We start from the raw sequence: 24,695 nt of genomic DNA, 5'->3' as shown, positions 1-24,695 counted from the left end.
ATGAAGTAGCGCCGTCTTGAACCACGCACGTGATCGATCAGCCTCGCCAAACTCTTGCGCTGTCAGAATCGTAGAATCGCACACGTAGGGCCTCACCGCCCACGGTACGACGGTGATTCTTCATCTCCTTCGCGCGTTCGATCAAGCGGCGGTTGTCCGGCGAGGCGGGGTCACCATGCACGCCAACATAGATTGCGCTGACCCGACTAGAGTCCGATTCGATCAATTCGAGGATGTGGTCGTCGTTTGGGTTCATCGATACCCCGTGGATGAACAGCGCGCCCTCGGTTGCAGCAAACCGGCGCAGCCCGAACCTGAGATAGCCGCTGCGCTCGATGCGGGCTTCCTTCTCCGGGCGGGACCCCTCAGTGACCACCAAGGGGTAGTTATCGTCATCTAGTCGGGATCGCAGTTCGCCCACAAGAGAGCCGTGCTCACGGTAAGACAACTTCTCCAGCTTCTTGCCTCGGATGAAGAGATGAAGCGCCCCGTGTAGGAAGAACACGCGCTGGCGTCCCTGGGTTGGCTTGGATTTCCAGATCAGAGCGCTTCGATCATTCCATGCGGGCCACTCGAACCCGTCTCGCATATGCACGTACGGACCTACTCCGGTGCGCGTGACCACCCAGTACAAAAGAAGGTCGTAACTGAGCGTGTAGAACTGACGGAAATTCGACAAGAACGTACGAGCATGAAGGACCTCCTCGTCACTCAGCCCTTGAGCGTTCACCGGGTGACGGTTAGCGAGAACGTCAGCTAAACCATTTCTCACGACTATAGCGTCAGCCGCCATCGTTGCCGCAAGCTCCCGGTCTCCGTTATAAAGCGTCAACAGGCTTGAGGAGGCATTGAGCTTGTCAATGACTGCTTCGAAGTTGCTCGATTTGAGCGCGTCGAACAGAGCGGGCTTCGCGACCGACAGCCCGGCAAGCTCGGCTTCGTCCGCGAGAGAGTCGTAACTGAAAATCGATGGGTTGTAGCCGATGCTGAATCCATTGCCTAGCAGGATTGAACGTTGGCTGCTCTTCCGCCGCGCGTCGAGCAAGGCTTCATCAAAAGACAGGATACGAGGCGGCATCTCGTGAGCTTATCGCGGAGCGGATCCGCGCCTGTCGGTGGTGTGAGGCAAGATCGACCTTGGGAGGAACCACATGCCACGACCAACGAAGCCTGGCAGGGGTGACATCGATCCGCCGCCGAGTACTGGTTACCCGAGCGCATACGACATCCCTGAGTACAAGCAGATGCGCGATCAGATGACGGCGATGAGTCTGATCTTGATACTCAAGCCATCCATGAGGGCAGACTTCAAGAAGCTGAAAGCGGACTTTGAACGCATCGTTGGTACGGTCGAGCGGTTTTACCAACTTGTGGGCGAGCGGCACTGGGTCTTCCATGGTTCGCTGAGGCTTGATCCGTTGGTCGAGGCGGTCAGCACCAATGATCCCGACGCGGTTGAGAACGCGGTGATCGCTCAGTACCAGGACCCAGAGCGCATGAGGTCCGCTCTGATGCGAGCCAAGAACGTCCCGGAGATGCGCGCGAGGGCCGAACTGCTCGATGCGGCGTTCCGTGATTACCTTGACGGACGCTACTACGCCGCGGTGCTCGTGCTGCTCGCGGTCATGGACGGCTTTGTGAACGACGTTGGTAACCAGCGACGAGGGTTGCACACACGGGACGGTGAAGAGCTTGTCGCGTGGAACTCCATGACCGCTCATCACCAAGGCCTCGCCGCAACTCAGAAGTCGTTCACCAAGAGCTTCAACAAAACCAGCGCTGAACCGGTGTACGAGCTGTACCGCAACGGAATCATGCACGGGAACCTCACGAACTTCGACAACGTCATCGTCGCTTCCAAGGCGTGGAACCGCCTATTCGCGCTCATCGACTGGGCGCAGGCCATCGAACAGGCAAAGAAGCCCGAAGACCCCAAACCGACCCTTCGCGAGTCGCTCGCGAAGATGGCAGACACAGCCGCCGACCGCAAGAAGATGGATGCATGGAAGCCGCGTGCTAGTGATGTGCAGGTGGACGGCCTCGAAACGGTGATGTCCGAGCCGGTGGTTGAGGCCACAGTCGCGATGCTGGACGCCTGGATCGCGAAAAACTATGGGCGACTAGCTCCGTTCCTGCACGAGTTCACGAAGCCGAAGTCTCGAAACGCCTTCATCGGAGTGGTCCGCTCGCGTTTCGAGGGACAACCCCTAGAGGGGTATGAAGTGCGGCGCGTCGATGTTCGCGGTTTCGCACTTGCCCATGTGACGGTTGGACTCACCGTTGGGGGTGAGGTTCGGGAGTCGGAACTGCGATGGGTATACGTCGATGCCGAGAAGCGCTCGCGTTTAGAAGGCGATCCGCGCGGAACCTGGCTCATCATTCAGACCGACCCGATCAGTATCGTGGGGCGCGTCTGGCAGTAGGTCGCGCTAAGCCCCTCCTGCACGAGCGAAGGCCAAGTTCGTCTCGGAACTAGCTTGCTTCGTCGTCCGCGCCAGCGTGTGTCGCGTTGAACTCCGCCCACCTGCGGTTCAATTCTTGAAGTTCCGCCATATGCTGCATCAACTCTGAGTCCGAGTCCCGCGTCACCAGCGGGACGTCGTCAGGCACACCGCGCTCTTCGCGGATCTGACGGTCTCTTGCGTGCCACTTGTCTTCGTCGTCGTTGAGCGCTCTCAGCGCGTCCGTAAATTCACTCATGGGGCCAAGGCTAGTCTCGGCGCAATCTTCAGACGCACGTGTGCGGGAATCGCGACGCATACTTCGATGTCGCAGAGTCCACCCATTTAGGCATCCGTGAATCGTTCGATGGTAAAGGGTATGGAACTCTCCAACGCCCTCCGCGCCATCCGCAGTCTCACCGACCTGCCAGAAGCTCGCCGACGCCATCTCGCTGTGCTCGCCGCCGATACTCGAACGGATGCCGAGCGCGCCCGCCTAGTCTTCCTCGCACGCGAGGAAGATCGCAGGGTACGCGAGAACCTGGAAGCCGCCCTTAAGGCCGATCATGCGGCACGGGCGGCACATGCCCAAGCGATAGCCGAAAGGCCCTCAGAGACCCCTCAGTGCCCCTCTAAGCGCGTGGATCGTACCGAGGGCACCACGCCCGAACACCGACCGGTAACGGTGACGTGGGGACCGGCGACGAAGACCGCTACAGCCGAGCAGGTGCGAGAGCGGCGACCGCTCATGAGCGTCAACCGTAGGTACGACGACCAAAGGCCGAAGGCACCGGCGACTCCGAAACCCGAACCGAAGCCCAGGCCCGAGGCTCAGCATGGCTCGCTGACGCTGTACCAGAAAGGCTGTCGCTGTGAAATGTGCCGCGCCTCGAAGGCTTCCGCCAACGGACGGGAGCGCGAAAAGCGAGTCGCAAGGCGTGCGGAGCGAGTCGCAATGCGTTCTGGAGATTCATCACAGTAGAAAGAGACATCTTGGTAAATAGCCGACTCGGGCGTATAAATACACTGAGTCCTACTTCATCCACGCACTCGACTCCGCCGCAAAGGCCCCTCTCTACACGAGAGGGGCCTTTCTCGTCCCTCTTCATGTATATGTTGCGTATGTAACACGCGACCTTAAAAGAATTCCAAGAATCTTGGACGAATTGGGAATAGGTACTACGAATTGGGCGTTATTAGTTATGAGGCTCGAAGCGAAGCGAAGACAATATGAGATATGAGGTTTCAAGATATGAGTCTTAAGGCGGAGTGTGTCCGGTAGCGGGCCATCACTCGACCTCATATCTCATATCTCGAAAGCTAATATCATCGCTTCGCTCGGTGGAACCAAGAACAAAAATCGTGGAGATCGCTCGACCGTCGCCCCGGCGAACCCGAGCTACTGGGTAGGACTAAGGACATGTCAGGAATCAGCAAGAAGCAAGCAGATTTCATCGCAGACCTCTGGGATCAGGCAGGTGAACCCTTCCGCAAGCAAGACGCCCGTGGCGTACCGGTGCCGACGCACCGGGATGGGTTCGTGCAGTGGATCATGCAGAACAGAGATCAAGTCTGGGCCCAAGGGATCGTCCCAAAATTGAAAGAATTGGTCGCTAAAAATGGGAATAAATCTCAGCCTGGCGAAATGGCTACGCCAAAACAAGTGGCGTACGGTCGCAATCTCGACGTGGAGAAGAACGGACGGCAAACCTTCGACTGGGATTCGGCAACCAAGAAACAAGCCTGGCAGTGGATCGCAGACCTCAAGGAAATGTCGAAGGCGGCCTGAGATCAGTCTCACTCAAGCGGGGACAGATCGCAGTGTCCCGGACTTCGCGCGATAGTAAAGGTATAGCGAATGGGAACCTGAGCGGGGATTGCACGAGATTCATAGTGGTTGGTTCAGCCCTGGATACTCCGCCCGTGCATGGGCACGAAAGCTTACATACTCTGCCCATTCGCTACTAAACACTAGGAAGTATGCACATGGCGAACCAAGGAAAAGCGAGCACTATTGCCGTCCATCCCGCCCGAGCGGAGATCGAAGCGGCCCTAAATGCGGGAGAGCCGTACCGCTCGATTAGCGCGAAGTTCGGGGTAAGCCGGAGTTCGCTATCTCGATTTGTTTTGTCACGGGCACCGCTGGCCCGAGTGCTGAACGATGAGCCGAACGTCGTAGAACTCATCCCGAGAATGCTAGAAGCCGCTGACGATGCCCAGGCCCTGCGCCGACTCACGCGCACGAGTGGCAATGCCGCCGCCCGAGCCAGGGCCATCAAGACCGAGGCCGACATCCTGACCACGCTCACGGACCGTCTCGGCATCGAAGATGTGACGTTGGCTGAGTTCATGGAGCAGACCGGCGACTTGATCCGCGCCCTTCGCGAATTCGCTCTGAGCAACCCTGAAGCGGCGCGCTCTCTCATCCTCACCATGCGCGACTATTCGTCCCTCAAGGAAGTCCGCATGGCCCTACGCACCCTCACATCTGGAGACACCAAATGACCGATTCACGATTCCCCTTCATCGCGCATTGCCGTGCCAGCGGCTTGACCCTTCCCGCTGTGACTCTCGCCGGTGACGCGGCCCCCGGTCGAGTGCTCCGACAAGGAGAAGAGTTCGAGGTCACCGAAGAGCTGTACGAAGCGACTCTCGACCGCACAGGCGCTTCATGGCTTAATCTCACGGACGCCGAGCAGGTAGCTCGCTACGGTTGCGTGAAGTGGGCCAAGGGGCCACGTCCTGAGGGTATGGCCGTGGGTGGGGATGACGAAGGCTACCGCTACCGCCAGGGACAGGCCGCGAAAGCATACGCCGAGCGAATCAGTGATCCTATGGACCGCGCCCTCGCCCTCAAGAAAGTGCAGGTGGAGTACGGCGACGCGCTGAACCCGATTGCGCAGGGTCCACAGCACATCCCGGTGATCCGATGACCGGTACGAAGATCGAGCGCGGATCTCTAGATGACCTCGTACTCAAGGCTCTCGCGAAGGTAGCCACACACGAGTCGGTCGAGAGTCACGCGAAGGCCATCGAGGACCACGGCTACAAGCAGGGCCATCGAGACGCCGTAGAACATCTGCAGGCCTATGCCGCATCCCACGACATCGATGCCGGATGGATTCTTGATTCCTTCCGCGAGTCCATCACGAAGCATCGAGCCGCCTACCTGGCCACCGAACAGAGAGAACTAGAAAATGACTGACGACGCAATGCTGAGGGCCGTGATCGCATCCAATGGGGATGCCGAGCGAGCCGCCATCGAAGAGCAGAAGAACTTCACTACGTGGACGGAAGCCGACATTCAGAAGGCACTCGATCCGAGCAACCCCGAGGTACGCCGCCTGACCTCCGCTCCGTCAGCCAACCCCGAGGTTGACCGTCTGGCAGGGTTGCTAGGCGACATCTTGGGCAAGGGCAAGAACTAGAAACTTCTGCTGGGCGCGTTAGTCGAGTTCCGCGCCCAGCAGATCCCGTCATCCTCCTCGCAGGGAGAGGGTGGCACCCTCCACGGCCCCGGCAGGGCTTTACTTCTTTCACTTGCCGGGGCCGTTCTCTGCTCTCGCAAAAACGATGCTCACTTAAGAATCGTGATGGTTCGCCCCCCGGCCCGAGATTCCGGGAGAGCCGGTTACCCGGAAGGCACGTCAGAACCCGTAGCTTTTTGAGTTGCATAAACATACGGGTATCTGCGACACTGGGAGCATGGATATGACGACGGGCACGAAGCTTGGCTACCTCCGCGTATCGACGGGCAAGCAGGACGAAGCCCTCCAGCATGACGCGCTCGACAAGGCGGGGGTGCTGAAGCGCAACAGGTACACCGATCACGGGGTATCCGGTTCGAAAGTGAAGCGTGAAGGTCTTGATGCTCTCCTCGCAGATGCACAGCCGGGAGACACGATCACGGTGTACAAGCTCGACAGGCTTGGACGGTCTACGGCTCACGTAGCCTCTCTGATCGCAGACCTGACCGAGAAGGGGATCTTCATCGAGTCCGTGAGCGACGGCCTCAACTCCAGCACCCCTACTGGACGGGCCATGCTCCAGATGCTGGCGATCTTCGCAGAGATGGAACGTAGCTTCATCCAGGAGCGTACTGTCGCCGGCCTGCAAGCCGCAAAGGCTCAAGGCCGTGTTGGTGGACGACCGAGGAGCGTGGACAGTGCACAGGCCCGTCAGGCGCAGATGCTTCGCAGTGCAGGGGAGAGTGTCCCGGACATCGCGAAGGCTCTCGGAGTGAGCATTGCCACCGTGTACCGGATCACGAAGAGCAAGTAGCTCCTACTGTGCGCGTTCATGGTCGAGCGTCTGGAGCACGAACAACAGCCTGTCCTTGCTGGAGTAGATGTCACCGTTGGCGAACCTGAGTTGATCGGTCCCGGATATATTCGAAGGTTCCGAAATGCCCTCCTCCAGCATGATGACTGTGTTGCGGGGACCGAGCGCCGCGTGGGCCACTCCAAGCTCATGAACCACGTTCTCTCGCGCTCGCGGGTGCCCGTCGACAGAATCCGCTCCGGTCATGACGATGATCGCGACGTCAGAGCTTCGCACCATGTCCAGCACTGTCCCGAGAATGTGAGTACCGTTTCGCGTGTCGCGCTCGAAGCTCTCAGTGCGATAGCCAGCCGCCGCCACGATGTCTCGTACCGTCTGCCATTTGTCATCACCGCCGTGCCCAATGAAGACCTTCATGGTTGGCAACGGTTCGGGAAGTATCGCTGCTGAGAGCCCGCCGTTGGGGGGCTCGTGGGGAGCCGGAACCCGCTCCAGGAGATCGTGGACGACTTCTTCGCCCTCCACCGGTTCGAATGCCTGACTCGCGACAGTCACAACACCGGCGCGCAGACTCACGGTTATGTAACCGTTCAGCGCACGGTCGTCTGAGATCTGGATTCGGAACGAAACCAAGTCGCGCGCTGCGATTCGGAGAAGCTGCTCTTCGTCGCCGAACATCACTTCGGTCTCGAAGCCAGCGCCCGCCGCTGAGTAGCCAACGGTGATTGGCAGGGCGAACGCTTCGCGGGCGAGTGCCAGAACTTCACGCACGAACTCGACGGTGATGCGTCCTGGGGTGCTTAACGAGTACTTATCCACATCTGGATGCTACCGAGCAAGGGCGGCAGGTCGCATGCCCCGACCGTGCGCGCGTAGGGTAACGACATGGCTCGATACACCGACGTGCACGGCAGGGCAATCCGTGAACACGAAGCGCTTGACCTCCCTGTGGGCCGAGAGTTCTCCATCGCTTGGAGCGAGGGGCAAATCGTCAAGTGTCTGCGACTCGACTCTGACACGTGGTCTGTAGCCCACGACCGAGATGGCGGCCATTACTACTATGGCAACGTCGTCCGGGAGGACTATATGTTCCGCGCCGCCAACATCCCCCAATTCAAGGCGCAAGAAACGTTCTCGGCAGCCGCTGCCAAGTATCTATGATCTTGCCTCCCGTCGATGAGTCGATCCAGTTCACAGACGGTGACGACGTCGATGGAGCCACGCCCAACTGTCGACACTGCCTGTCGACGATGGAACCGACACCTACTGCACGCGGCGAGCACTGGCACTGCCCGCAGTGCGGAGCCGCTCGCCTGAGCTAGGCTCGTCAAGGCAATAGAACATATGTTCGAATCTTGGTATCCTTGTATCCACAAAGGGTGAGGTTCGGGCCGTGGGTGCAAGCGACAGACTGAAAGCGGCGAACGACGTTCGATCCGCTCGCGCTTCCGTCACAGCCGCCGCGAAGCGAGGCCCGCTTCAATCACTGACGGAGCGCGAACTCGCCCTACGGGAACAGCCGGTAACCATCTATCCGCACGCCCTCCAGCGCCGCGTACGTGCGTGGGTGAGGTTCGGGGCAGAGGCAGTACGCGTTGACGCCAAGCTCATGAGATCGACGCCCCTCGCCGCCGGTATCGAGTTCCGAGGAGAAGAGGAGACGTATCGGTGTTGGGTATGGGGGAATGCCGTTGAAGCTGTCTAGCCGCCGAGAAGAGTTGTCAGCGCGAGGGCCGTGTTCGGGGAGCCGCCTAGGATCGCTGTGGCTACTGGCTGGACCCAATCCCTGTAGAACTTCTGCCAAGCGTTCGGCTCCGAAGTCGAAACGTTCTCGGCGAAGCGCATCGCCCCCAGCAAACGTTCCACTGCATCTTCGAGAGCGAAGTCTCCCATCACTTCGAAATTATCGAGAACTGATTCGACGTGAAGCAAGAGGGTCATGATATGGAGCCTCAGGGACTCCGGGAGGGTGCCGTCATCCCTCAAAACTCCGCGCGCCGCGTTGACCATCTCGCGAATATCCCCTCGCTGAGATTCGCTCAGCGAGGGCGTGTCGGCGTCTAGAAGGCTCGCCGCCCATCGAAGGACGCCCAGATCGCCCGACGTAGGCATACCCCCAGGCTTGCGGATTTGCCCTTCGACCATGTAAGTGATTATCGAGCTGGTCCAGGCGGGGATCGCTTCTTCGAACGCCAGAACGTCGTGCCCCTGCGCCTTCCACAACGGCATGTGCCGACGAATGTCAGCGATCGCCGCGATGAGATCCTCAAACGCGTATGTGTACTTTTCTTGAATGGTTGCGTTGAAGAAGTTCAGGAGCAGTCGCGCGGAACTAAGAGCCATAGCACGAGCATAGAGGCCGCGGCTTTCTACGGGAGGATGATGCTGCCTGGGGCGGCCAGAGCCGTGTACCCGAGGGAGCCGCAACTAGTGCGGTCGTGCACTTGTCCGTGACGATTGTGCAGTGGGAACGCGCAGGGGTGATCCTGCGCGACATAATGGCGGCCCTGACTCAACAGCAGCCTGACACCGGAACTCTCAACCAAGGTCACCGTCTGAGTTGAGCGTGGTGACCACCTTGTGATGCACCAGCACCTTCTTGGCTCCCCGTCCAGGCCCGATGGTGACTTCGAGAAGATCATCGAGCAAGGTTCTCTTCGTGTCGAGAGTCAGGGCGTCGTATCGCTCGCTCAGAGCGTTGTGCATCTCTTCTGCCTTGTCCCAGTCCACACGATGAGTAGCGGAGTCGAGATAGCCCATGGAGCGCCTAATCTCCTCCAGCATGCGTGCATGTGCTTTCTCGGCTGTTAGGGCCTCTACTTGGCCTTCTGCGGCCTCCAGAGCTACCTTGATGGCTCGAAGGTCAGGCGTGATGTCGGCCATTGTGAGAACGGCATCCTCTCCCCGAATCGAAGCCAAGAGGTCTTGCTTCTGATTGTTCAGTTTTTCGATCTTGGCGTACAGGCTAGAGAGTTCCTTGCCCTCGCTGGTGGACGCGGAAAGCACGTTGTGCCCGATGAAGAAGGCCTTCACAATCTCCTTCTTCACGACTTCCTCCACGAAATGAACCCGGATGGAACAGTGACGCTTGCCGTCCTTGTAATCCGGGTGAGACTCCACAGCCTTGGACTTGCACCGGTAGATCGCGATGCCGTGTCCGTCGCTTGCTGACCTCATCCGCTCGCCACAGACGCCGCACCTGATAATCATGTTGCCGACGTGCCGGGGCTTCCGTCCCGGCGTGCTCTTGCTCCGAGCCTTCAGCGTGGCAACCACAGCCTCATGCGTGGTGCGGTCGATGAGTGGTTTCCAGGTGCCGGGGACATCCATTGCTTCGCCGTTGACGATGTAGATGCCCGCGTTGCGTGGACGGGTGAGGAGTTCCTTCACCGTGTTCGTGCTCCAGTTGTTCCCGCGTGGCGTCTTCAGCTTCAGGTCATCATTCAGGTAGCGGACACATGAGTAAAGAGTTGCGTCCTTCTCCAGCACTCTGCGGATGCACTCACGGATAGCGTCGGCCTCAACCTCATTGATGGTCAGCCGGTCCGCCTGATACCCGAACGGTCTGCCTCCCCACAGTGGCTTCCCCTGAGCACGCTCTTCGGCGTACCGGTCTTTCTGCCTTCGGGTCTTCTTCTTAACCTCCAGGTTGTCCAAGAGGCCACGAAGGCTTGCCATGAACTCTCCCGAGTCTGTGGCGGGGTCCAAGAATCCTTCTCTTGTCGTGTGCCAGCACGCTCCACCGGCCACACACGCGAGCATGAGACGGTCCTTCTCTCCGAAGCCCTGACGGGTGAACCGGGACTCCTCCACGGCCAAGATCACATCGAAGTTGCCAGCACGGATGTCCTCAAGCATGGACTCGTACGCGGCGCGGTCAGTGCCATTGAAGGCAGAGATCCCGTCATCCTCGTAGATACTGACGACTTCGTACCCGTTTTCGGCGGCGAGCTTCCTGCACTGTTCGATCTGCTGTGCGGTCTTCGGCACCTTCTCGTCCTTCGCACTGATGCGTGCGTAGATCGCGGCCTTCTTCTTCTCGGTCATGGTCCCTGCCCTTCCTTCTATCTATACGGGCGAGGAGCGCAACTTTCTAAAGTGTCATCTCCTAAGTTGGAGCATGCGGATCTCGGAGCTGTCTTCACCGACATCGCCGCGCGTGGGAGAGCGCTCGGCATGCATCTGATCCTCGGAACTCAGCGCGCCTCCGGGGTGATTCGTGACGCCCTGGCGGCCAACTGCCCGCTCCGAGTGAGTCTGCGTGTCGCGGACGCTGCAGACAGCCGCGCTGTCATAGGAACCGACGACGCGGCTGACCTTCCGGGCGGAGTGGAGTCCAGGGGCCTGGCGCTCGTCCGTCGTCCCCAGGATGCGGCACCGATGGCGATGAGAGTCGCCTTGACGGGTGCGGCCGACCTGAGAGCCATCACGCTGAGGTGGGCCGACGCCGACATTCCGCGCAGCCCCTGGCTGCCCGTGCTTCCACGCACGCTTCCACTGGCCGCGGTCGAGCCTGAGATGCAGACGGGCGGCGTCATCCTGGGGCGAGCCGACGATCCGGAGCGTCAGCGACAGCCGCTCGAGTTCCTCTCGATCGGCTCAGACCGAGGAATCGTGTTCCTCGGAGGATCGGGGTCTGGACGCACTTCGGCTCTGCGCGCGCTGGCTACGCAGCAGGCCGACGCGATCTGGATACCGTCCGATCCGGAGCGCGCGTGGGACGCCGTGGTAGCTCTGGCCGCAGACGGGGCGCACGGCGCGGGTCTCGTCCTCTGCGATGACATCGACGTCAGGATCAGCGAGCTGCCGACCGAGTACGGTCAGCATGTCGCACAGCTCTGGGAGCAGATCCTGCGGCACGGGTCTGGAACCACCTTCGCGCTCACAGCGTCACGAGCGGCGGGCCCCCTGGGTCGGCTTCTCGAGGCGCTGCCTCGCCGCGGGCTGCTGAGGATGCCGAGCCGCGTCGATCATCTCGCCGCAGGAGGGGACTCCGCGGGCTTCGATCGAGATCGGCCGCCGGGGCGGATGCGGATGGGGGATCGCGAGGTCCAGCTGGTCTGGGTCCCGGAGGAGCGACTGCGATCGTCGGGGACTGAGCGCGGTGCTTCTCGGTATCGGGACGACCACACTTGGTCGCCGCGTTCCGCTCTTACGGCGCTCGTCACCACAGGGGTGCCGACGGTCGCCGAATCGCTGGCGGACGCCCATCCAGGCTGCGATGTCGTCGCGCTCTCGGGAGAACTGCGCGACCTGCAGGCATCGACGCGTCCGACGCTGCTGATCGGCGAAGCGGACGCCTGGCAACGCAACTGGCCGCTCTGGCAGCGGGTGCGAAGAGAGGGAGAGGCTCTCATCCGGGCAGAGAACAGCACCGAGCTGCGGCAACTCGCGGGTGTGCGTGAACTCCCGCCCTACGCGCGACCGCATGCCGGACGTGCCTGGTCGCTGATCGGCGATGCAGGGCCGCGTCGTGTCATCATCGCGGCCCTCGCGCCGAGAAGATGAGCAGCCCGGCGCGTCGATCGGTCAGATGGCGCTGCCCGGGCGGACGGCTCCGACCTCGGCGCCGCCACCGAGAACCTCGAGAGGCAGAGCGTCAGCGAGAGTCGCGACCTCGGCGTCGGTGAGACCGCCCGCGCGTGCGAGCAGCGTCGCGGCCACGATGGTCGATGCGCGTGCGCCGCCGTCGAGCATCTTCAGCGCCACAGTCGTTCCGTTCGGCGCGACCATGACCATGATTCCCTCGGCGCCTCCCTTTGCGAACACTCCGAGCTTCTCGATCGCGATGGTGTCAGGGCGACCCGGCCCGTCGATGGTCCACGGGTGCTCGCGCACCGCCCGCACCAGAGAGCCGGCGACCCGGTGCAGCGCGAACGGGGAGCGATCAGAGGCGGTGCCGATCCGGTGGATCGACCGGGCGAGGCCCGTCAGGGTGATCGCGTAGACCGGGGCGCCGCATCCGTCGATCGCCGTGTGGGCCACCTTCTCTCCGGTCAGACGCTCGATGACATCGCGGATGTGCATCTGAAGCGGGTGGGCGGGGTCGAGGTAGCTGTCGGTGGGCCAGCCGGTCGCGACGCAGGCGCGGAGCATCGCCGCGTGCTTGCCGGAGCAGTTCATGCGGATGCGGGTCTGCGCACCGTGCTCGCGCACGAGCTCGTCGCGGGCGGATGTATCACCAGGCCACGCCGGCGGGCAGCCCAGGTGATCCTCGGTGAGTCCACCCTCGGTGAGCACGTCGCGGACCACTGCCGCATGGCGGTCGGTGCCGCTGTGGCTCGCCGTCGACAGGGCGAGCTGCTCGTCCTCGAGCGCGGCTCCGGCTGTGATGCATGCCACCGCCTGCAACGGCTTGAGGCTCGAGCGAGGCAGGATCAGAGCATCCACGTTCCCGTAGCGTGCGACGACATCGCCGTCAGGTGAGAGGACCACCGCCGCTCCCGCATGGCGGGACTCGACGAATCCGCTTCGTTCGACGACGGCAAGTTCCACGGCATCTTGAACGGTGAGAGTCTCCAGCACCTCCCCAGGATATCGTCGGTTGGGCGCATGCAGTGCCAGGCGCGGAGTTCGCTCAGGGTGTCGCGGTGGCAGACTGTTCTCATGGGAGACAGGCCAGCGCCGCTCGGCGAGCACCGCTATTCACTCAGCTCCACCTGGACCGGCAACACCGGCACCGGCACCAGCGGCTATCGCGAGTATCGTCGCGATGTCACGCTCGAGGTCGCAGGCAAGCCCGACATCCTCGCCTCCGCCGACAAGCCGTTCCGCGGCGATCCGTCGAGGTGGAACCCCGAGGATCTGCTTCTCGCCTCGCTCTCCGAGTGCCATCTGCTCTCCTACCTGCACGCGTGCGTCACCGCGGGTGTCGTCGTCGTCTCCTATCGGGACTCGGCCTCGGGGATGATGCGGGAGGACGGAAAGGGTGGCGGCGCGTTCGTCGAGGTGATGCTGCGTCCGGAGGTCGTCGTCGCCGATGCATCGATGATCGACGCGGCGGAGCGCGCTCACGCGCAGGCCAACGCATGGTGCTTCATCGCGAACTCGATGAACTTCCCGGTGCGCCACGAGGCGTCTGTGCGCGCAGAGACGGCCTGAGTGGCAGTTCCGCGTCAGCGGCGCTCGTGGGGAAGCGCCTGCTTGATCTTCTCGATCGTGCCCTGCGCAGGAGCCTCGTTGTAGGCATCGGCCAGCTCCTGGCCGGAAAGAGCATGGATCGCGGCCATGATCTCGTCCGTCGCGAGTCTGCGGGCGCGACCGCTTGTGGCGGGGCCATGCGGTGAGAGGTCGAGCGGCTCACCGAAGCGCACCGTGATGCGCTCTTTCAGAGTCGGCATCTTGGCGCCGACGGGCATCACCTTGTCCGTGCCGATCAATCCGACCGGGACCACCGGTGCTCCGGTCTGCAGGGCCAGGAACGCCACGCCCGTCCGTCCCTTGTACAGACGTCCGTCGGTCGAACGCGTGCCCTCGGGGTAGAGCGCGACGGCGAGGCCCTCGTCGAGCAGCTGCCGTTGCACGTCGAGGGCGTCGAGGGCGGCCTTGCCCGCACCACGGCGCACGGAGATGGCGCCGATGGATTCGAAGAACGTCTTACTGAGCCAGCCTGTGAACCCCGTCCCCTCGAAATAGGTGGACTTCGCCAGAAAATGCACGGGTCGCGGAGCAGCCACCGGAATCGCGATCGAGTCGATGAACGACAGGTGATTGCTCGCGAAGATGACCGCGCCGTCCTTCGGGACGTTCTCCCTGCCCTCGATGCGGGGACGGTAGATCGTGCGCGCAAGCGGCGTGATGAGGCTGCGTCCGAGCGCATAGGCCATGCCTGCGTGACGAGGCTTCTCAGTCTCTGCGGGCGACGTTTCGGGCTCCACGGACTGGTCTGACGTCATCAGAGAAGATTACCCCGGCAATCATGCCGGGGCGGGAATGAAGCGCCAGCGCGCGCCTCCCAGCATCAGCAAAGGGGCGTGCGAGATGATGGGGTGTCCCGCCCGCGATCCTGAGGTTCAACTGTGCGCAAGCGTCCGCTTATCGTCCTGTCCACCGTCGCTGCGGCGACCCTTCTGCTGGCGGGGTGCTCCGGTGGTGCGACCCCAGAGTCCACCGCCACCCCAGACGCAGGCTCCGAGAGCTCCTGCCTCGCTGACATCGCGTCGGGCGCAGGCTCCGACGCAGTGTCCGTCGAAGGATCCGGGGCAGATGCCAAGGTCTCGGTGCCCGAGGGCACGGATCTCACCGAAGCCCAGCGTTCGGTCGTGGTCGAGGGCGATGGCGACGACGTCATGCCCGGAGACCTCGTGTCGCTGCGCTACCAGCTCATCGACGCCACGACCGACGAGGTTCTCAGCACGTCGGAGCGCGGACCCGACGGAGTTCTGTCCGCTCTCCTCGCCGTTCAGCAGCCGCAGCAGATCGTCGACCCGACCCAGTCCACCGTCTTCACGGTCGCGGCAGAGTGCCTCCCGATCGGTTCGAGTGTCGTCCTCACCCTTCCCGCAGCGCAGGAGGGCATGAACCCGAGCGTCCTCTACGTCGAGACGATCGAGCAGCTCCCCACGACGGCTTCCGGCTCCGATGTCGACGCGACCGACGGCATGCCCGTCGTCGAGCTCGACGACGCCGGATCGCCGACCATCACGATCCCCGATTCCGACGCCCCCACCGAGACCGAGGTGGCCGTGCTCAAGCAGGGCGACGGAGCCGTCGTCGGCGCCGGCGACCTGGTCACGGTCCAGTACCGCGGCGTGAAGTGGTCGGACGGCTCCGAGTTCGACTCCAGCTGGAGCCGCGATGCGGCACCGTCGCAGTTCCAGACCAGCGGCGTGGTCACCGGGTTCAAGATGGCACTCGAGGGCCAGAAGGTCGGGTCGCAGGTCGTCGTCGCGATGCCCCCGAAGGACGGCTACGGCGAGGGCGAGCCCAACGACACCGATCTGACCGGCGAGACCCTGGTCTTCGTCGTCGACATCCTCGCGACCACCCCGATCGAGCAGGCCCCGTAACAGGGCGGGGTCGGGGGCTTGCCATAGGCTGGCGGCATGCGTCGCATCATCGTCCTCGGCTCCACCGGCTCCATCGGCACGCAAGCGCTCGAAGTCATCCGCGCCAATCCCCGTCGATTCGAACTCGTCGGGCTCGCCGCCGGAACGAACGCCGAGATGCTTGCGGAGCAGGCCGCGAGCTTCCGCGTCGACAGCACGGCACTGGGCGCGTCCGACGCCGAGCAGCTGGTGCGAGATGTCGAGGCCGACGTGGTGCTCAATGCGATCACCGGATCGATCGGACTCGGGTCCACCCTCGCAGCGTTGAAAGCAGGCAGAACCCTCGCACTGGCGAACAAGGAATCCCTCATCGTCGGCGGTGAGTTGGTTCTCGCGGCAGCGGCCCCCGACCAGATCGTCCCCGTCGACTCCGAGCACTCAGCGCTCGCACAGGCGCTGCGCAGCGGCACCCACGCCGAGGTGCGACGCCTCGTCGTGACGGCATCCGGCGGGCCGTTCCGCGGGCGTTCACGTGAGCAGATGCTCGAGGTCACTCCGCAGGAGGCCCTCGCGCACCCGACATGGGCCATGGGGCGAATGGTCACGACGAACTCCGCGACACTGGTGAACAAGGGTCTCGAGGTGATCGAGGCGCACCTTCTCTTCGACGTCGCCTACGACGACATCGAAGTCGTCGTGCACCCGCAGTCGATCGTGCACTCGATGGTCGAGTTCATCGACGGCTCGACGATCGCCCAGGCATCCCCGCCAGACATGCGCCTTCCGATCTCTCTGGGGCTCGACTGGCCGAGTCGCGTCGGTGGGGTCGGGCGACCTCTCGACTGGAGTCAGGCGACGTCGTGGAGCTTCGAGCCGCTCGACGACACCGCGTTCCCGGCTGTCGATCTCGCCAAGGCGGTGGGCCGAGCGGGAGCGACCTTCCCCGCGGTCTACAACGCGGCCAACGAGCAGGCTGTCGATGCGTTCCATGAAGGGCGCCTGCCTTTCCTCGGCATCGTCGACACGATCGCACGGGTGGTCGACGCGCACGAGCCGCCGCAGACTCTGACGGTCGAATCCCTCGCCGACGCCGAGGAATGGGCGCGCCGCAAGGCCGACCAGCTGATCGCGCGAGCCTGACGCGAGAGTGGCCGCAGCGGATCGCTGCGGCCACTCTCGGAGGTCAGTCCTCGTCGGAGTAGGGGACCGGCCAGTGCGAGTCGGGCACGGGCCAGCCGGCGGCGCGCAACGCCCGTCGCGCCAGCTCACGGGCCGAGTAGGGCGTGCGCACACCGCGGATGTCGCGGTAGTCCTGATGCCCAGGGCCTGCCCACAGGATCGAATCGCCTTCTCCGACCAGGCCGACCGCAGCGACGATGGCCGCCTCGGGCGGTGAGAACTCGTGGATCTCGGCGTCGGGCCGCGCTGCTCGTGCGCCGGCGACGAGAGTGGCCCTGATCGAGTCCGGGTCTTCGAAGCGCGGGTGGTGGTCCGTCACGACCAGGATGTCGCTGCCCTCGACGGCAGTGCGTGCCATGTCGAAGCGTTTGCTGGCATCGCGGTCACCGTCGGCGCCGAAGAGCATCAGCACCTTGCCCGGGGTGACGCGGCGGACCGCGGCGAGGGTCTTCTCGAAAGCATCGGGAGAGTGCCCGAAGTCGACGAAGACGACTGGTCCGGTGTCGCCGGAGACGAGCTGAGTGCGACCGGGAAGATGGGCCAGGATGCCTCCGTCACGATCGAGCGCCGCTGCGATGCGGTGCCATTCGTACCCGCCCTCGAGCAGCATCACGATCGCCAGGGCTGCGTTCGCAGCCATGTGCGGACCGATCACGGGAACCGTCGTGGTCAAGGTTCCCGCTGGGCCGCTCATCGTGAAAGTGGTTCCGGATGCGCGCTCGTCGTCGATCGCGACGACCCAGTCTGCGCGGGCCGCAGCATCGGGATCGGCGGCGATCGACGGAGTGCCGACGGTGACCACGGGGACCTCCGCTCGCTCCACGACGATCGCGCCGTTGGGGGAGTCGAGGCAGACCACACCGCGGGTCGCACGGTCGGGGCGGAAGAGCGGGAGCTTCGCCTCGAAGTACTCCTGCATGTCGGCGTAGTCGTCGAGGTGGTCGTGACTGAGGTTCGTGAATCCGGCGACGTCGAAGCGGATGCCGTCGACGCGATGGCGAGAGAGCGCCTGTGCGCTGACCTCGACTGCCACGGCTTCGACATCGCGCTCGCGCATCAGCGCGAGGAGTGCGTGCATCTCGGAGGCTTCCGGGGTCGTCAGTCTCGAGACGATGACCTCTCCGGCGATGTGGCGCTCGGCCGTCGACGAGAGTCCGGTGACGACGCCGAGCTGGTCGAGGATGCCCTCGAGCAGATGAGAGACGCTCGTCTTGCCGTTGGTCCCTGTGGTGGCGAAGAGCAGAGGGAGCGGCTCTCCCGCACCCGTCCCGTAGACCCACGCGCTCAGAGCGCCGAGCACGGCGCGAGGGTCGTCCACGATGATCACGGGGAGCCCGGCAGGCTGCGCGATGTCTGCGCCGTCATCGTCGGTGATGATCGCGACGGCGCCCTTCTCGGCAGCCGTGGCCGAGAACTCGGCTCCGTGGCGGTTCACACCCCGGATCGCCACGAAGGCTTCGCCGGCACGTAGATCAGCGGTGGCGAGGGTGATGCCGGACAGGGTGATTCCGGTCACCTCGCCGCGGACTTCTCGAGCGAATCGAGAGGCTAGTTCGGACAGCTCGCGCCGGGGCGGGTTCGCGGGGCGGAGCACGGGAGGCAGGCTCGGTTGTTGTTCAATCGACATGTCGCATCCATGATCTCACGCCCGCGGCAGGATGACCGGGTGCGGCACGTCTCGTCGGCCGCGACGAACCGAGGAGACGTGCCAGGGGTCACGCCTTGCGGCGGTACGCCAACACGGAGACGACGAGCGCAGCGATCCCGGCGACGAGGCCGCCCGCGCCCAGCGCCGTACCGAGCTGGCTCGAAGAGTCCGTCTCCTCGGCTGCTTCCGAACCGGAGGCGTCCGAATCAGCGGCCTCTTCCGCAGAGCCGTGCTCACCGTGAGCGTCAGCGGCCGCAGCGACCTGGACCACGGGAGCCGGGGCCTCGAGGCTGTGCGGGTCTTCGCCTTCCTCGGCGAGCTGCGTCCACTCGGTGCTGCCCTCGACGCATGTCTGGATGACCGGGAACGCGAGCGAGTCGGGCGTGTCCTCGTCGAGCCCGACCGCCATGCTCACCGCGCCGCGCAGTTCGTTGGGTACCGGCTCGACGGCGGTGTACGTCACGGCGCTGACGAGCCCGTCATCGCCTTTCTCGATGTCGATCGTCCAGTCGCTGTCCATGGTGGGCGCGACGGAGGCGAGGCCCTCGGGCATCGTCACCTTCAGCGAGGTCGTCGGGGAGTTCTCGCAGCCGTGGGCGAACGAGAAGGTGAGCACGCCGTGGTCTCCGGCGATCAGCTCGTCCGGGCTGACGCTGACGTGGGCGCTGGCCATGGCGGGGATCGCGAGCGCGAGGATCGCGCCCCCGACGAGTCCTGCGGTGACGTTGCGACGGGTTGTGGTGGAACGCATGGTGGTACTCCTGTGTGCTGATCTGCGGGCGCGTCGGTATGCGCGGCATCCGCGGGAAGGGGGAACGCCTCGGGGAGGCGATGCGAGATCAGACGAGTGCAGGGGGACCGCGGCGCGACACCGACGCCGAGAAGTCGTTCGCGATCGGCACTCGGATCGCGAACGCCGGGACTGCGGGGCGTTCGTGGGTCGGGCGGAACACCGGCACCGTGTGGCGCAGGCGTGCCTGCACCCAGCCGGCGATCGCCCGCACCGAAGTCTCGCCGTGACAGACGAGGGCAGTGGTGATGATCACCGCGATGACGTGACCGACGAGCATGACGGCGTCAGGAGCGGTCGTGGCGACCACGGGACCCAGGGCGGCGAGGTCGAGGTGGTGTCGGTGCCCCGCGAGCGCCGTGGCACCGGTCGGCGTGCCGAGCAGCTGGAACACGAGGTGGAAGAGCGCCTGGCTGACCAGCACCGTCAGAGCGACTCGAGCGCGGGACACCCGGGCGCCGATCAACAGCGCCGCCAGCGGTACGAGGAGCGTAGCGACAGCGAGCACCAGAAGCGGATGCGGGGCGGCTCCTCCCGCGGTGGTGTGCGACGCGGCGGCGACGAGCGTGGCCGCGCCGGATGCCGCGGCTGCGCGCAGAAGTCGCAGCTGGCGGGAGGTCACGTCACAAGCCTATCCGTGCCTCACCATCACCTCGTGCAGCACGTGGGGCTTATTCCTAGGCGGCGAGCACTAGCTTGGGGGAGTGGAAGCACTGCTCTATCTGGGTGGCATCGTGTTCATGCTGATCGGCCTCGGCCTGTCGATCGGTCTGCACGAGGTCGGCCACCTCCTGCCGGCGAAGCTGTTCGGCGTGCGCGTCGGCCAGTACATGATCGGCTTCGGCCCGCGGCTCTGGTCCAAGCGCATCGGCGAGACCGAGTACGGGTTCAAGCTGCTGCCGCTCGGCGGGTTCATCTCTATGTCGGGGATGTATCCGGCCTCCACAGCATCAGGTCCCGCGAAGGGCGTCTTCCGCGCTCTCGTGCAGGACGCGCGCTCGGCGAACGACGAGACGATCGCGGAGGGCGCCGAAGACCGCGTCTTCTACCGCCTCCCCGTGTGGAAGCGCGTGGTGGTGATGCTCGGTGGTCCGCTGATGAATCTGATCCTCGCAATCGTGATCTTCACCGTCCTGGTGTCCGGTATCGGCGTTCAGCAGGGGACCACCACGATCGCCTCGGTGAACCAGTGCGTTCTTCCCGCCGGATCGACGGCGACCGAGTGCGAACCGGATGATCCGGCGACGCCGGCCGCGGAGGCGGGCATCCGGCCGGGCGACGTGCTGGTGTCCGTCGACGGTCAGCCTGTCTCGACCTTCGCGCAGGCGACCGCGATCGTGCAGGCAGCGCCGGGGCAGACCCTGGATCTGGTGGTGCTTCGAGACGGTGCCGAGGAGAGGCTGAGCATCACGCCGATCGAGGCTGAGCGCACCATCACGGATGCGAGCGGGCAGCCGGTGATCGGCGAGGACGGGCAACCCGTCGTCAAGGACGTCGGCTATGTCGGCATGGCGGCGCAGATGGGCTTCGTCCAGCAGCCGCTGTCTGCAGGACCCGAGATGGCGGCCGACACCGTCGCACGCGTGGGGTCGATGATCCTCACACTTCCGGTTCGGATCTGGGACACCGGTGTCTCCTTGGTCACCGGGTCCGAGCGCGACCCGAACGGTCCGCTGAGCGTCGTGGGCGTCGGGCGCATCGCGGGTGAGGTCGCAGCGATCGACGCGCCGATCCTCAACCGCTTCTCCGTGCTCCTCGGACTTCTCGGATCACTGAATGTCGCGCTGTTCGTGTTCAACCTGATCCCGCTGCTGCCGCTCGACGGAGGCCACGTGGTCGTCGCGCTGTGGGACGGCATCCGCCGCGCATGGGCGAAGCTGTTCCGCCGACCGCCGCCCCCGCCCGTCGACGCCACGAGGCTCGTGCCGCTGACCGTGGTCGTCGCCACGCTGCTCATCGTGATGGGCGCCGTGCTGCTCCTCGCCGACGTCTTCAACCCGGTGAACATCTTCGGCGGCTGAGTCGCCCTGGATGACACGACTGTCTTCGCGGGCCGGGTAGCCCCGGCATCCGCTCTCCGATCAGGCGAGCGCGTGCGAGACCAGACGCCCGAGAGTGCGGATGCCGTCGCGCGACAGGATCGATTCCAGGTGGCCCTGCACCGAGGCGAAGCGCTCGCCGCGAAGCGCGTAGACGTCGCCTGATTCAGGGTCGGCCGACACTTCGACAGCTCCCGTCGACGTGGTGCCGGGTGTCACCCTGGCCGTGAAGGTGTTGTAGAAGCCGATCGAGGCGTCCTCGCCGAACACGGGGACCGACTTCTGCAGCCCCTGGTGCGGTGAGGCGAGGGGCGTCAGGGCGATGCCGAGACGATCGCTGAGGATCTGATGGCTCAAGCACACCGCGAGCAGCGGCGACCCGGCGTCCACACGTCGGGACACCACCTCGCGCATCCTGGTGATGCGGTCGCTCCCGACGTCGCGGGGATCGCCCGGCCCCGGGCCCGCGACCACGAGGTCGGCCGCGTCGAGCTCCGCATCATCGGCGTCGCTCCAGGCTCGGATCGTGACGTCGAGCCCGAGGTGGCGCAGCTGGTGGGCGAGCATGGTGGTGAAGCGGTCTTCCGCGTCGACGACGATCGCCGACCGGCCGGCGAAGGGCCCGGTCAGATCGTCGCCCTGCGGGTTCAGCCAGAAGTCCGCCAGGCGAGCATTGCGCGAGGAGAGAAGCTCCGCGACCGTGGGGTCGTCGGCAAGGGGCTGTCGTTCTCCCGGGGCGTCGGCATCATCGCGGGCCTCGGCGACGCTGTCGCGATCGATCGCGCCGATCGCTCCGAGCACGCCGGCGGCCTTGCCGTGGGTCTCCGACACCTCGCCGTGCGGGTCCGAGTGTCGCACGAGTGTCGCGCCCACCGGCACGCTGAGTGAACCGTTCTGCAGATACACGGTGCGGATCAGAATCGGGGCATCGAGGTCGTGTCCGCCGGCGTCGTTCGGTGTGAAGAGGGCTGCCACGCCGGAGTAGTAGCCGCGCGGCTTCTTCTCATGACGGCGGATCACCGCGCACGCGTTCTGCATCGGCGAGCCGGTCACCGTCGGCGCGAACATCGTCTCGCGGAGGATGTCGCGCGGGTCCAGCGCGCTGCGACCACGGAGCATGTACTCGGTGTGGGTGAGGCGCGACATCTCCTTCAGATGCGGGCCTGTGATGCGTCCTCCGTCGGAGCAGACGGCGCTCATCATCTTGAGCTCCTCGTCGACCACCATGAAGAGCTCTTCCGTCTCCTTGGTGGAGGAGAGGAAGTCCACCAGGGTCTCCTTCGTGGCTCCACCCGCGGGGTGGCGGAACGTGCCCGAGATGGGGTTCATGGTGACGACGCCGCCGCGCGCGACGACGTGCGCCTCAGGGCTCGCGCCGACCGCGATGTGTCCGGGGGTCACCACCGCGAAGGTCCAGTACGCACCCCGCTCGTGCGTGAGCAGCGCACGGAACCAGGTCAGGGCTGCAGTGCGGTCGTCGACGTCGATCTCGGCGGTGAAGTCACGGCGGATCACGAAGTTCGCGCCTTCGCCCCGCCCGATCTCGTCGGCGATCACGGTCTCGACGATCGTGGCGTACTCCTCGTCCGGGATGTCGAAGCCACCGTCGCGCAGCGGCACGGCGTCCGAGGGAAGTGCCGAGAGCAGCTCGGGGGTAGCGATATGCAGATGCTCGTCGACCACGATGCAACGCAGGGGTGCGCCGTCGTCCTGGGCGACGAAGCCGCGCTCGCGCACCTGACGGTAGGGCACCATCGTGAAGATCTCGCGGGGGGCGCCGTCGATCGTGAGCGGGATGTCGGCGAGCAGATCGACGTCGATGACCTCGCCGGTGAGCAGCTCGACCGTTTCCGCGCCGTCGCGCGCGATCAGGACGAACGATGCCGTGGGATCTGCGGTGAGCTCGGCAAGACGTGAGAGGGTCATCGGTGTCTCCTGTGCATGGCTCCGGCTCGGCTCAACGAAAAGACCGCCCCGGAGGCGGTCTGGATTCGTGGGAACGCGAACACACCGCCTAAGAGGCGGGCCACCAGGTGAAGTTCGCGAGCATGGGCTGAAAACTATCACACCGCGCGCGGGCGCCCAGGCCGTATGACGCGCATCCGTGCCGTGCGGCATCCAGCCTGCGTGCATCCAGGCGGCGTAGGCTGGGGGTTGTGCCAGCAGTGAATCTTGGGATGCCGAAGATCCCCGAAGTCCTCGCCCCGCGCCGCAAGTCTCGCCAGATCAAGGTCGGCAAGGTGCTCGTCGGCGGCGACGCCCCCGTCACCGTCCAGTCCATGACGACGACGAAGACGACGGACATCAACGCGACTCTCCAGCAGATCGCGGAGCTGACCGCATCCGGATGCGAGATCGTGCGTGTGGCCGTCCCCCATCAGGACGACGCCGACGCTCTGAAGATCATCGCGATGAAGAGCCAGATCCCCGTGATCGCCGACATCCATTTCCAGCCGCGCTACATCTACACCGCCATCGACGCGGGGTGCGGCGCTGTGCGTGTGAACCCGGGCAACATCCGCGAGTTCGACGGAAACGTCGGAAAGATCGCCGAGGCTGCGAAGGCCGCAGGCGTCTCGCTGCGCATCGGCGTCAATGCCGGCTCGCTCGACCGCCGCATCCTGACGAAGTACGGCAAGGCGACCGCTGAGGCTCTCGTCGAGAGTGCTGTCTGGGAGGCCTCGCTGTTCGAGGAGCATGACTTCCACGACTTCAAGATCTCGGTCAAGCACAACGACCCGATCGTCATGGTGAAGGCCTACCGCCAGCTCGCCGAACGCGGCGACTGGCCGCTGCACCTCGGAGTGACCGAGGCCGGACCCGCGTTCCAGGGAACCATCAAGAGCGCCACGGCATTCGGCATCCTTCTCGGTGAGGGCATCGGCGACACCATCCGCGTGTCGCTCTCCGCGCCTCCCGCCGAAGAGGTCAAGGTGGGGCACCAGATCCTCCAGTCGCTCAACCTGCGCGAGCGCAAGCTCGAGATCGTGTCCTGCCCGTCGTGCGGACGCGCTCAGGTCGACGTCTACACGCTCGCCGAGAACGTCACCGAGGGACTCAAGGACATGACGGTGCCGCTGCGCGTCGCCGTCATGGGCTGCGTCGTGAACGGTCCGGGCGAGGCGCGCGAAGCGGATCTCGGAGTCGCCTCGGGCAACGGCAAGGGACAGATCTTCGTCAAGGGCGAGGTCATCAAGACCGTGCCCGAAGCGGACATCGTCGCGACGCTGATCGAAGAGGCCAACCGCATCGCGGTCGAGATGGGGCCTGAGGCGCCGCTCGGCACCGCGCAGGTCGTGACAGCCTGACCGACCGCGTCGGTCCGTCTTG

The 24,695-nt window shown here is 64.4% G+C and carries 25 protein-coding genes; 14 read left to right on the top strand and 11 right to left on the bottom strand.

Annotated elements, in window-relative coordinates; translation table 11 throughout:
* Positions 1-37: 37 nt before the first annotated feature.
* Positions 38-1,078: a DUF4917 family protein gene (locus QMA07_RS03625; RefSeq protein WP_290160100.1), complete on the bottom strand. Its 1,041-nt coding sequence runs from the start codon at positions 1,076-1,078 to the stop codon at positions 38-40.
* A gap of 166 nt (positions 1,079-1,244) precedes the next feature.
* Here QMA07_RS03625 and QMA07_RS03620 point away from each other — a divergent pair, with 166 nt between their 5' ends.
* On the top strand, positions 1,245-2,423 hold the full coding sequence (locus tag QMA07_RS03620; RefSeq protein WP_290160099.1) for a hypothetical protein: 1,179 nt from the start codon (positions 1,245-1,247) through the stop codon (positions 2,421-2,423).
* A gap of 49 nt (positions 2,424-2,472) precedes the next feature.
* On the opposite strand, the gene QMA07_RS03615 is transcribed toward QMA07_RS03620, so the two are convergent.
* Positions 2,473-2,700, bottom strand: coding sequence for a hypothetical protein (locus QMA07_RS03615; RefSeq protein WP_290160098.1), 228 nt, complete (start codon positions 2,698-2,700; stop codon positions 2,473-2,475).
* A 1,161-nt stretch (positions 2,701-3,861) separates the two neighbouring features.
* Here QMA07_RS03615 and QMA07_RS03610 point away from each other — a divergent pair.
* The 6 genes from QMA07_RS03610 to QMA07_RS03585 all read left to right on the top strand — a co-directional run bounded on the left by QMA07_RS03610 (position 3,862) and on the right by QMA07_RS03585 (position 6,722).
* A complete protein-coding gene (locus QMA07_RS03610; RefSeq protein ID WP_290160097.1) occupies positions 3,862-4,230 on the top strand; it encodes a hypothetical protein in 369 nt (122 codons plus the stop codon).
* A gap of 197 nt (positions 4,231-4,427) precedes the next feature.
* A complete protein-coding gene (locus QMA07_RS03605) occupies positions 4,428-4,946 on the top strand; it encodes a hypothetical protein (RefSeq protein ID WP_290160096.1) in 519 nt (172 codons plus the stop codon).
* Positions 4,943-5,374: a hypothetical protein gene (locus tag QMA07_RS03600; RefSeq protein ID WP_290160095.1), complete on the top strand. Its 432-nt coding sequence runs from the start codon at positions 4,943-4,945 to the stop codon at positions 5,372-5,374. The genes QMA07_RS03605 and QMA07_RS03600 overlap by 4 nt, the downstream gene beginning before the upstream one ends.
* Complete coding sequence (locus QMA07_RS03595) at positions 5,371-5,646, top strand: hypothetical protein (RefSeq protein ID WP_290160094.1); 276 nt, start codon at positions 5,371-5,373, stop codon at positions 5,644-5,646. Before QMA07_RS03600 ends, QMA07_RS03595 begins: the two co-directional genes overlap by 4 nt.
* Positions 5,639-5,869, top strand: coding sequence for a hypothetical protein (locus QMA07_RS03590; RefSeq protein ID WP_290160093.1), 231 nt, complete (start codon positions 5,639-5,641; stop codon positions 5,867-5,869). The genes QMA07_RS03595 and QMA07_RS03590 overlap by 8 nt, the downstream gene beginning before the upstream one ends.
* Before the next feature lie 277 nt (positions 5,870-6,146).
* Complete coding sequence (locus QMA07_RS03585) at positions 6,147-6,722, top strand: recombinase family protein (RefSeq protein WP_290160092.1); 576 nt, start codon at positions 6,147-6,149, stop codon at positions 6,720-6,722.
* A gap of 3 nt (positions 6,723-6,725) precedes the next feature.
* Here the strand turns inward: QMA07_RS03585 and QMA07_RS03580 are convergent, their stop codons facing one another.
* On the bottom strand, positions 6,726-7,541 hold the full coding sequence (locus QMA07_RS03580) for a TIR domain-containing protein (RefSeq protein ID WP_290160091.1): 816 nt from the start codon (positions 7,539-7,541) through the stop codon (positions 6,726-6,728).
* A gap of 66 nt (positions 7,542-7,607) precedes the next feature.
* Here QMA07_RS03580 and QMA07_RS03575 point away from each other — a divergent pair, with 66 nt between their 5' ends.
* Positions 7,608-7,883, top strand: a complete 276-nt coding sequence (locus QMA07_RS03575) for a hypothetical protein (protein ID WP_290160090.1) — start codon at positions 7,608-7,610, stop codon at positions 7,881-7,883.
* A 540-nt stretch (positions 7,884-8,423) separates the two neighbouring features.
* On the opposite strand, the gene QMA07_RS03570 is transcribed toward QMA07_RS03575, so the two are convergent.
* Complete coding sequence (locus tag QMA07_RS03570) at positions 8,424-9,065, bottom strand: hypothetical protein (RefSeq protein ID WP_290160089.1); 642 nt, start codon at positions 9,063-9,065, stop codon at positions 8,424-8,426.
* Between the two features lie 195 nt (positions 9,066-9,260).
* Positions 9,261-10,769 carry a recombinase family protein gene (locus QMA07_RS03565; protein WP_290160088.1) on the bottom strand — a complete coding sequence of 503 codons (1,509 nt, stop codon included), beginning with the start codon at positions 10,767-10,769 and terminating at the stop codon, positions 9,261-9,263.
* A 66-nt stretch (positions 10,770-10,835) separates the two neighbouring features.
* Here QMA07_RS03565 and QMA07_RS03560 point away from each other — a divergent pair, with 66 nt between their 5' ends.
* Positions 10,836-12,230, top strand: coding sequence for a hypothetical protein (locus tag QMA07_RS03560; RefSeq protein ID WP_290160087.1), 1,395 nt, complete (start codon positions 10,836-10,838; stop codon positions 12,228-12,230).
* Positions 12,231-12,251: 21 nt separating this feature from the next.
* On the opposite strand, the gene QMA07_RS03555 is transcribed toward QMA07_RS03560, so the two are convergent.
* On the bottom strand, positions 12,252-13,247 hold the full coding sequence (locus tag QMA07_RS03555; RefSeq protein ID WP_290160086.1) for an asparaginase: 996 nt from the start codon (positions 13,245-13,247) through the stop codon (positions 12,252-12,254).
* An 81-nt stretch (positions 13,248-13,328) separates the two neighbouring features.
* Here QMA07_RS03555 and QMA07_RS03550 point away from each other — a divergent pair, with 81 nt between their 5' ends.
* A complete protein-coding gene (locus QMA07_RS03550) occupies positions 13,329-13,823 on the top strand; it encodes an OsmC family protein (RefSeq protein ID WP_290160085.1) in 495 nt (164 codons plus the stop codon).
* 14 nt (positions 13,824-13,837) lie between these two features.
* On the opposite strand, the gene QMA07_RS03545 is transcribed toward QMA07_RS03550, so the two are convergent.
* Complete coding sequence (locus QMA07_RS03545) at positions 13,838-14,617, bottom strand: lysophospholipid acyltransferase family protein (protein WP_290160084.1); 780 nt, start codon at positions 14,615-14,617, stop codon at positions 13,838-13,840.
* 285 nt (positions 14,618-14,902) lie between these two features.
* On the opposite strand from QMA07_RS03545, the gene QMA07_RS03540 reads away from it, so the two are divergent.
* Both QMA07_RS03540 and dxr read left to right on the top strand, forming a co-directional pair.
* Positions 14,903-15,730 carry an FKBP-type peptidyl-prolyl cis-trans isomerase gene (locus QMA07_RS03540; protein ID WP_290160083.1) on the top strand — a complete coding sequence of 276 codons (828 nt, stop codon included), beginning with the start codon at positions 14,903-14,905 and terminating at the stop codon, positions 15,728-15,730.
* 36 nt (positions 15,731-15,766) lie between these two features.
* Entirely contained in the window at positions 15,767-16,849 is a 1,083-nt protein-coding gene (dxr, locus tag QMA07_RS03535; RefSeq protein WP_290160082.1) for a 1-deoxy-D-xylulose-5-phosphate reductoisomerase, read from the top strand.
* A gap of 43 nt (positions 16,850-16,892) precedes the next feature.
* Here dxr and QMA07_RS03530 read toward each other — a convergent pair whose 3' ends face one another.
* The 3 genes from QMA07_RS03530 to QMA07_RS03520 all read right to left on the bottom strand — a co-directional run bounded on the left by QMA07_RS03530 (position 16,893) and on the right by QMA07_RS03520 (position 19,948).
* Complete coding sequence (locus QMA07_RS03530) at positions 16,893-18,515, bottom strand: UDP-N-acetylmuramoyl-L-alanyl-D-glutamate--2,6-diaminopimelate ligase (protein WP_290160081.1); 1,623 nt, start codon at positions 18,513-18,515, stop codon at positions 16,893-16,895.
* A gap of 88 nt (positions 18,516-18,603) precedes the next feature.
* Positions 18,604-19,287, bottom strand: a complete 684-nt coding sequence (locus tag QMA07_RS03525) for a YcnI family protein (protein WP_290160080.1) — start codon at positions 19,285-19,287, stop codon at positions 18,604-18,606.
* Positions 19,288-19,375: 88 nt separating this feature from the next.
* Positions 19,376-19,948 carry a hypothetical protein gene (locus tag QMA07_RS03520; RefSeq protein WP_290160079.1) on the bottom strand — a complete coding sequence of 191 codons (573 nt, stop codon included), beginning with the start codon at positions 19,946-19,948 and terminating at the stop codon, positions 19,376-19,378.
* 82 nt (positions 19,949-20,030) lie between these two features.
* Here QMA07_RS03520 and QMA07_RS03515 point away from each other — a divergent pair, with 82 nt between their 5' ends.
* Positions 20,031-21,347, top strand: a complete 1,317-nt coding sequence (locus QMA07_RS03515; protein WP_290160078.1) for a site-2 protease family protein — start codon at positions 20,031-20,033, stop codon at positions 21,345-21,347.
* A 60-nt stretch (positions 21,348-21,407) separates the two neighbouring features.
* On the opposite strand, the gene QMA07_RS03510 is transcribed toward QMA07_RS03515, so the two are convergent.
* On the bottom strand, positions 21,408-23,291 hold the full coding sequence (locus tag QMA07_RS03510) for a chorismate-binding protein (RefSeq protein WP_290160077.1): 1,884 nt from the start codon (positions 23,289-23,291) through the stop codon (positions 21,408-21,410).
* A 251-nt stretch (positions 23,292-23,542) separates the two neighbouring features.
* Between QMA07_RS03510 and ispG the strand changes: the two genes are divergently transcribed.
* Entirely contained in the window at positions 23,543-24,673 is a 1,131-nt protein-coding gene (gene ispG, locus QMA07_RS03505; protein ID WP_140036803.1) for a flavodoxin-dependent (E)-4-hydroxy-3-methylbut-2-enyl-diphosphate synthase, read from the top strand.
* Positions 24,674-24,695: the final 22 nt, after the last annotated feature.

Source organism: Microbacterium sp. APC 3901 (assembly GCF_030407765.1).
Classification (GTDB): Bacteria; Actinomycetota; Actinomycetes; order Actinomycetales; family Microbacteriaceae; genus Microbacterium.
The sequence above is the reverse complement of the archived record's forward strand: the minus strand, read 5'-3'. Positions and strand labels throughout refer to the sequence as shown.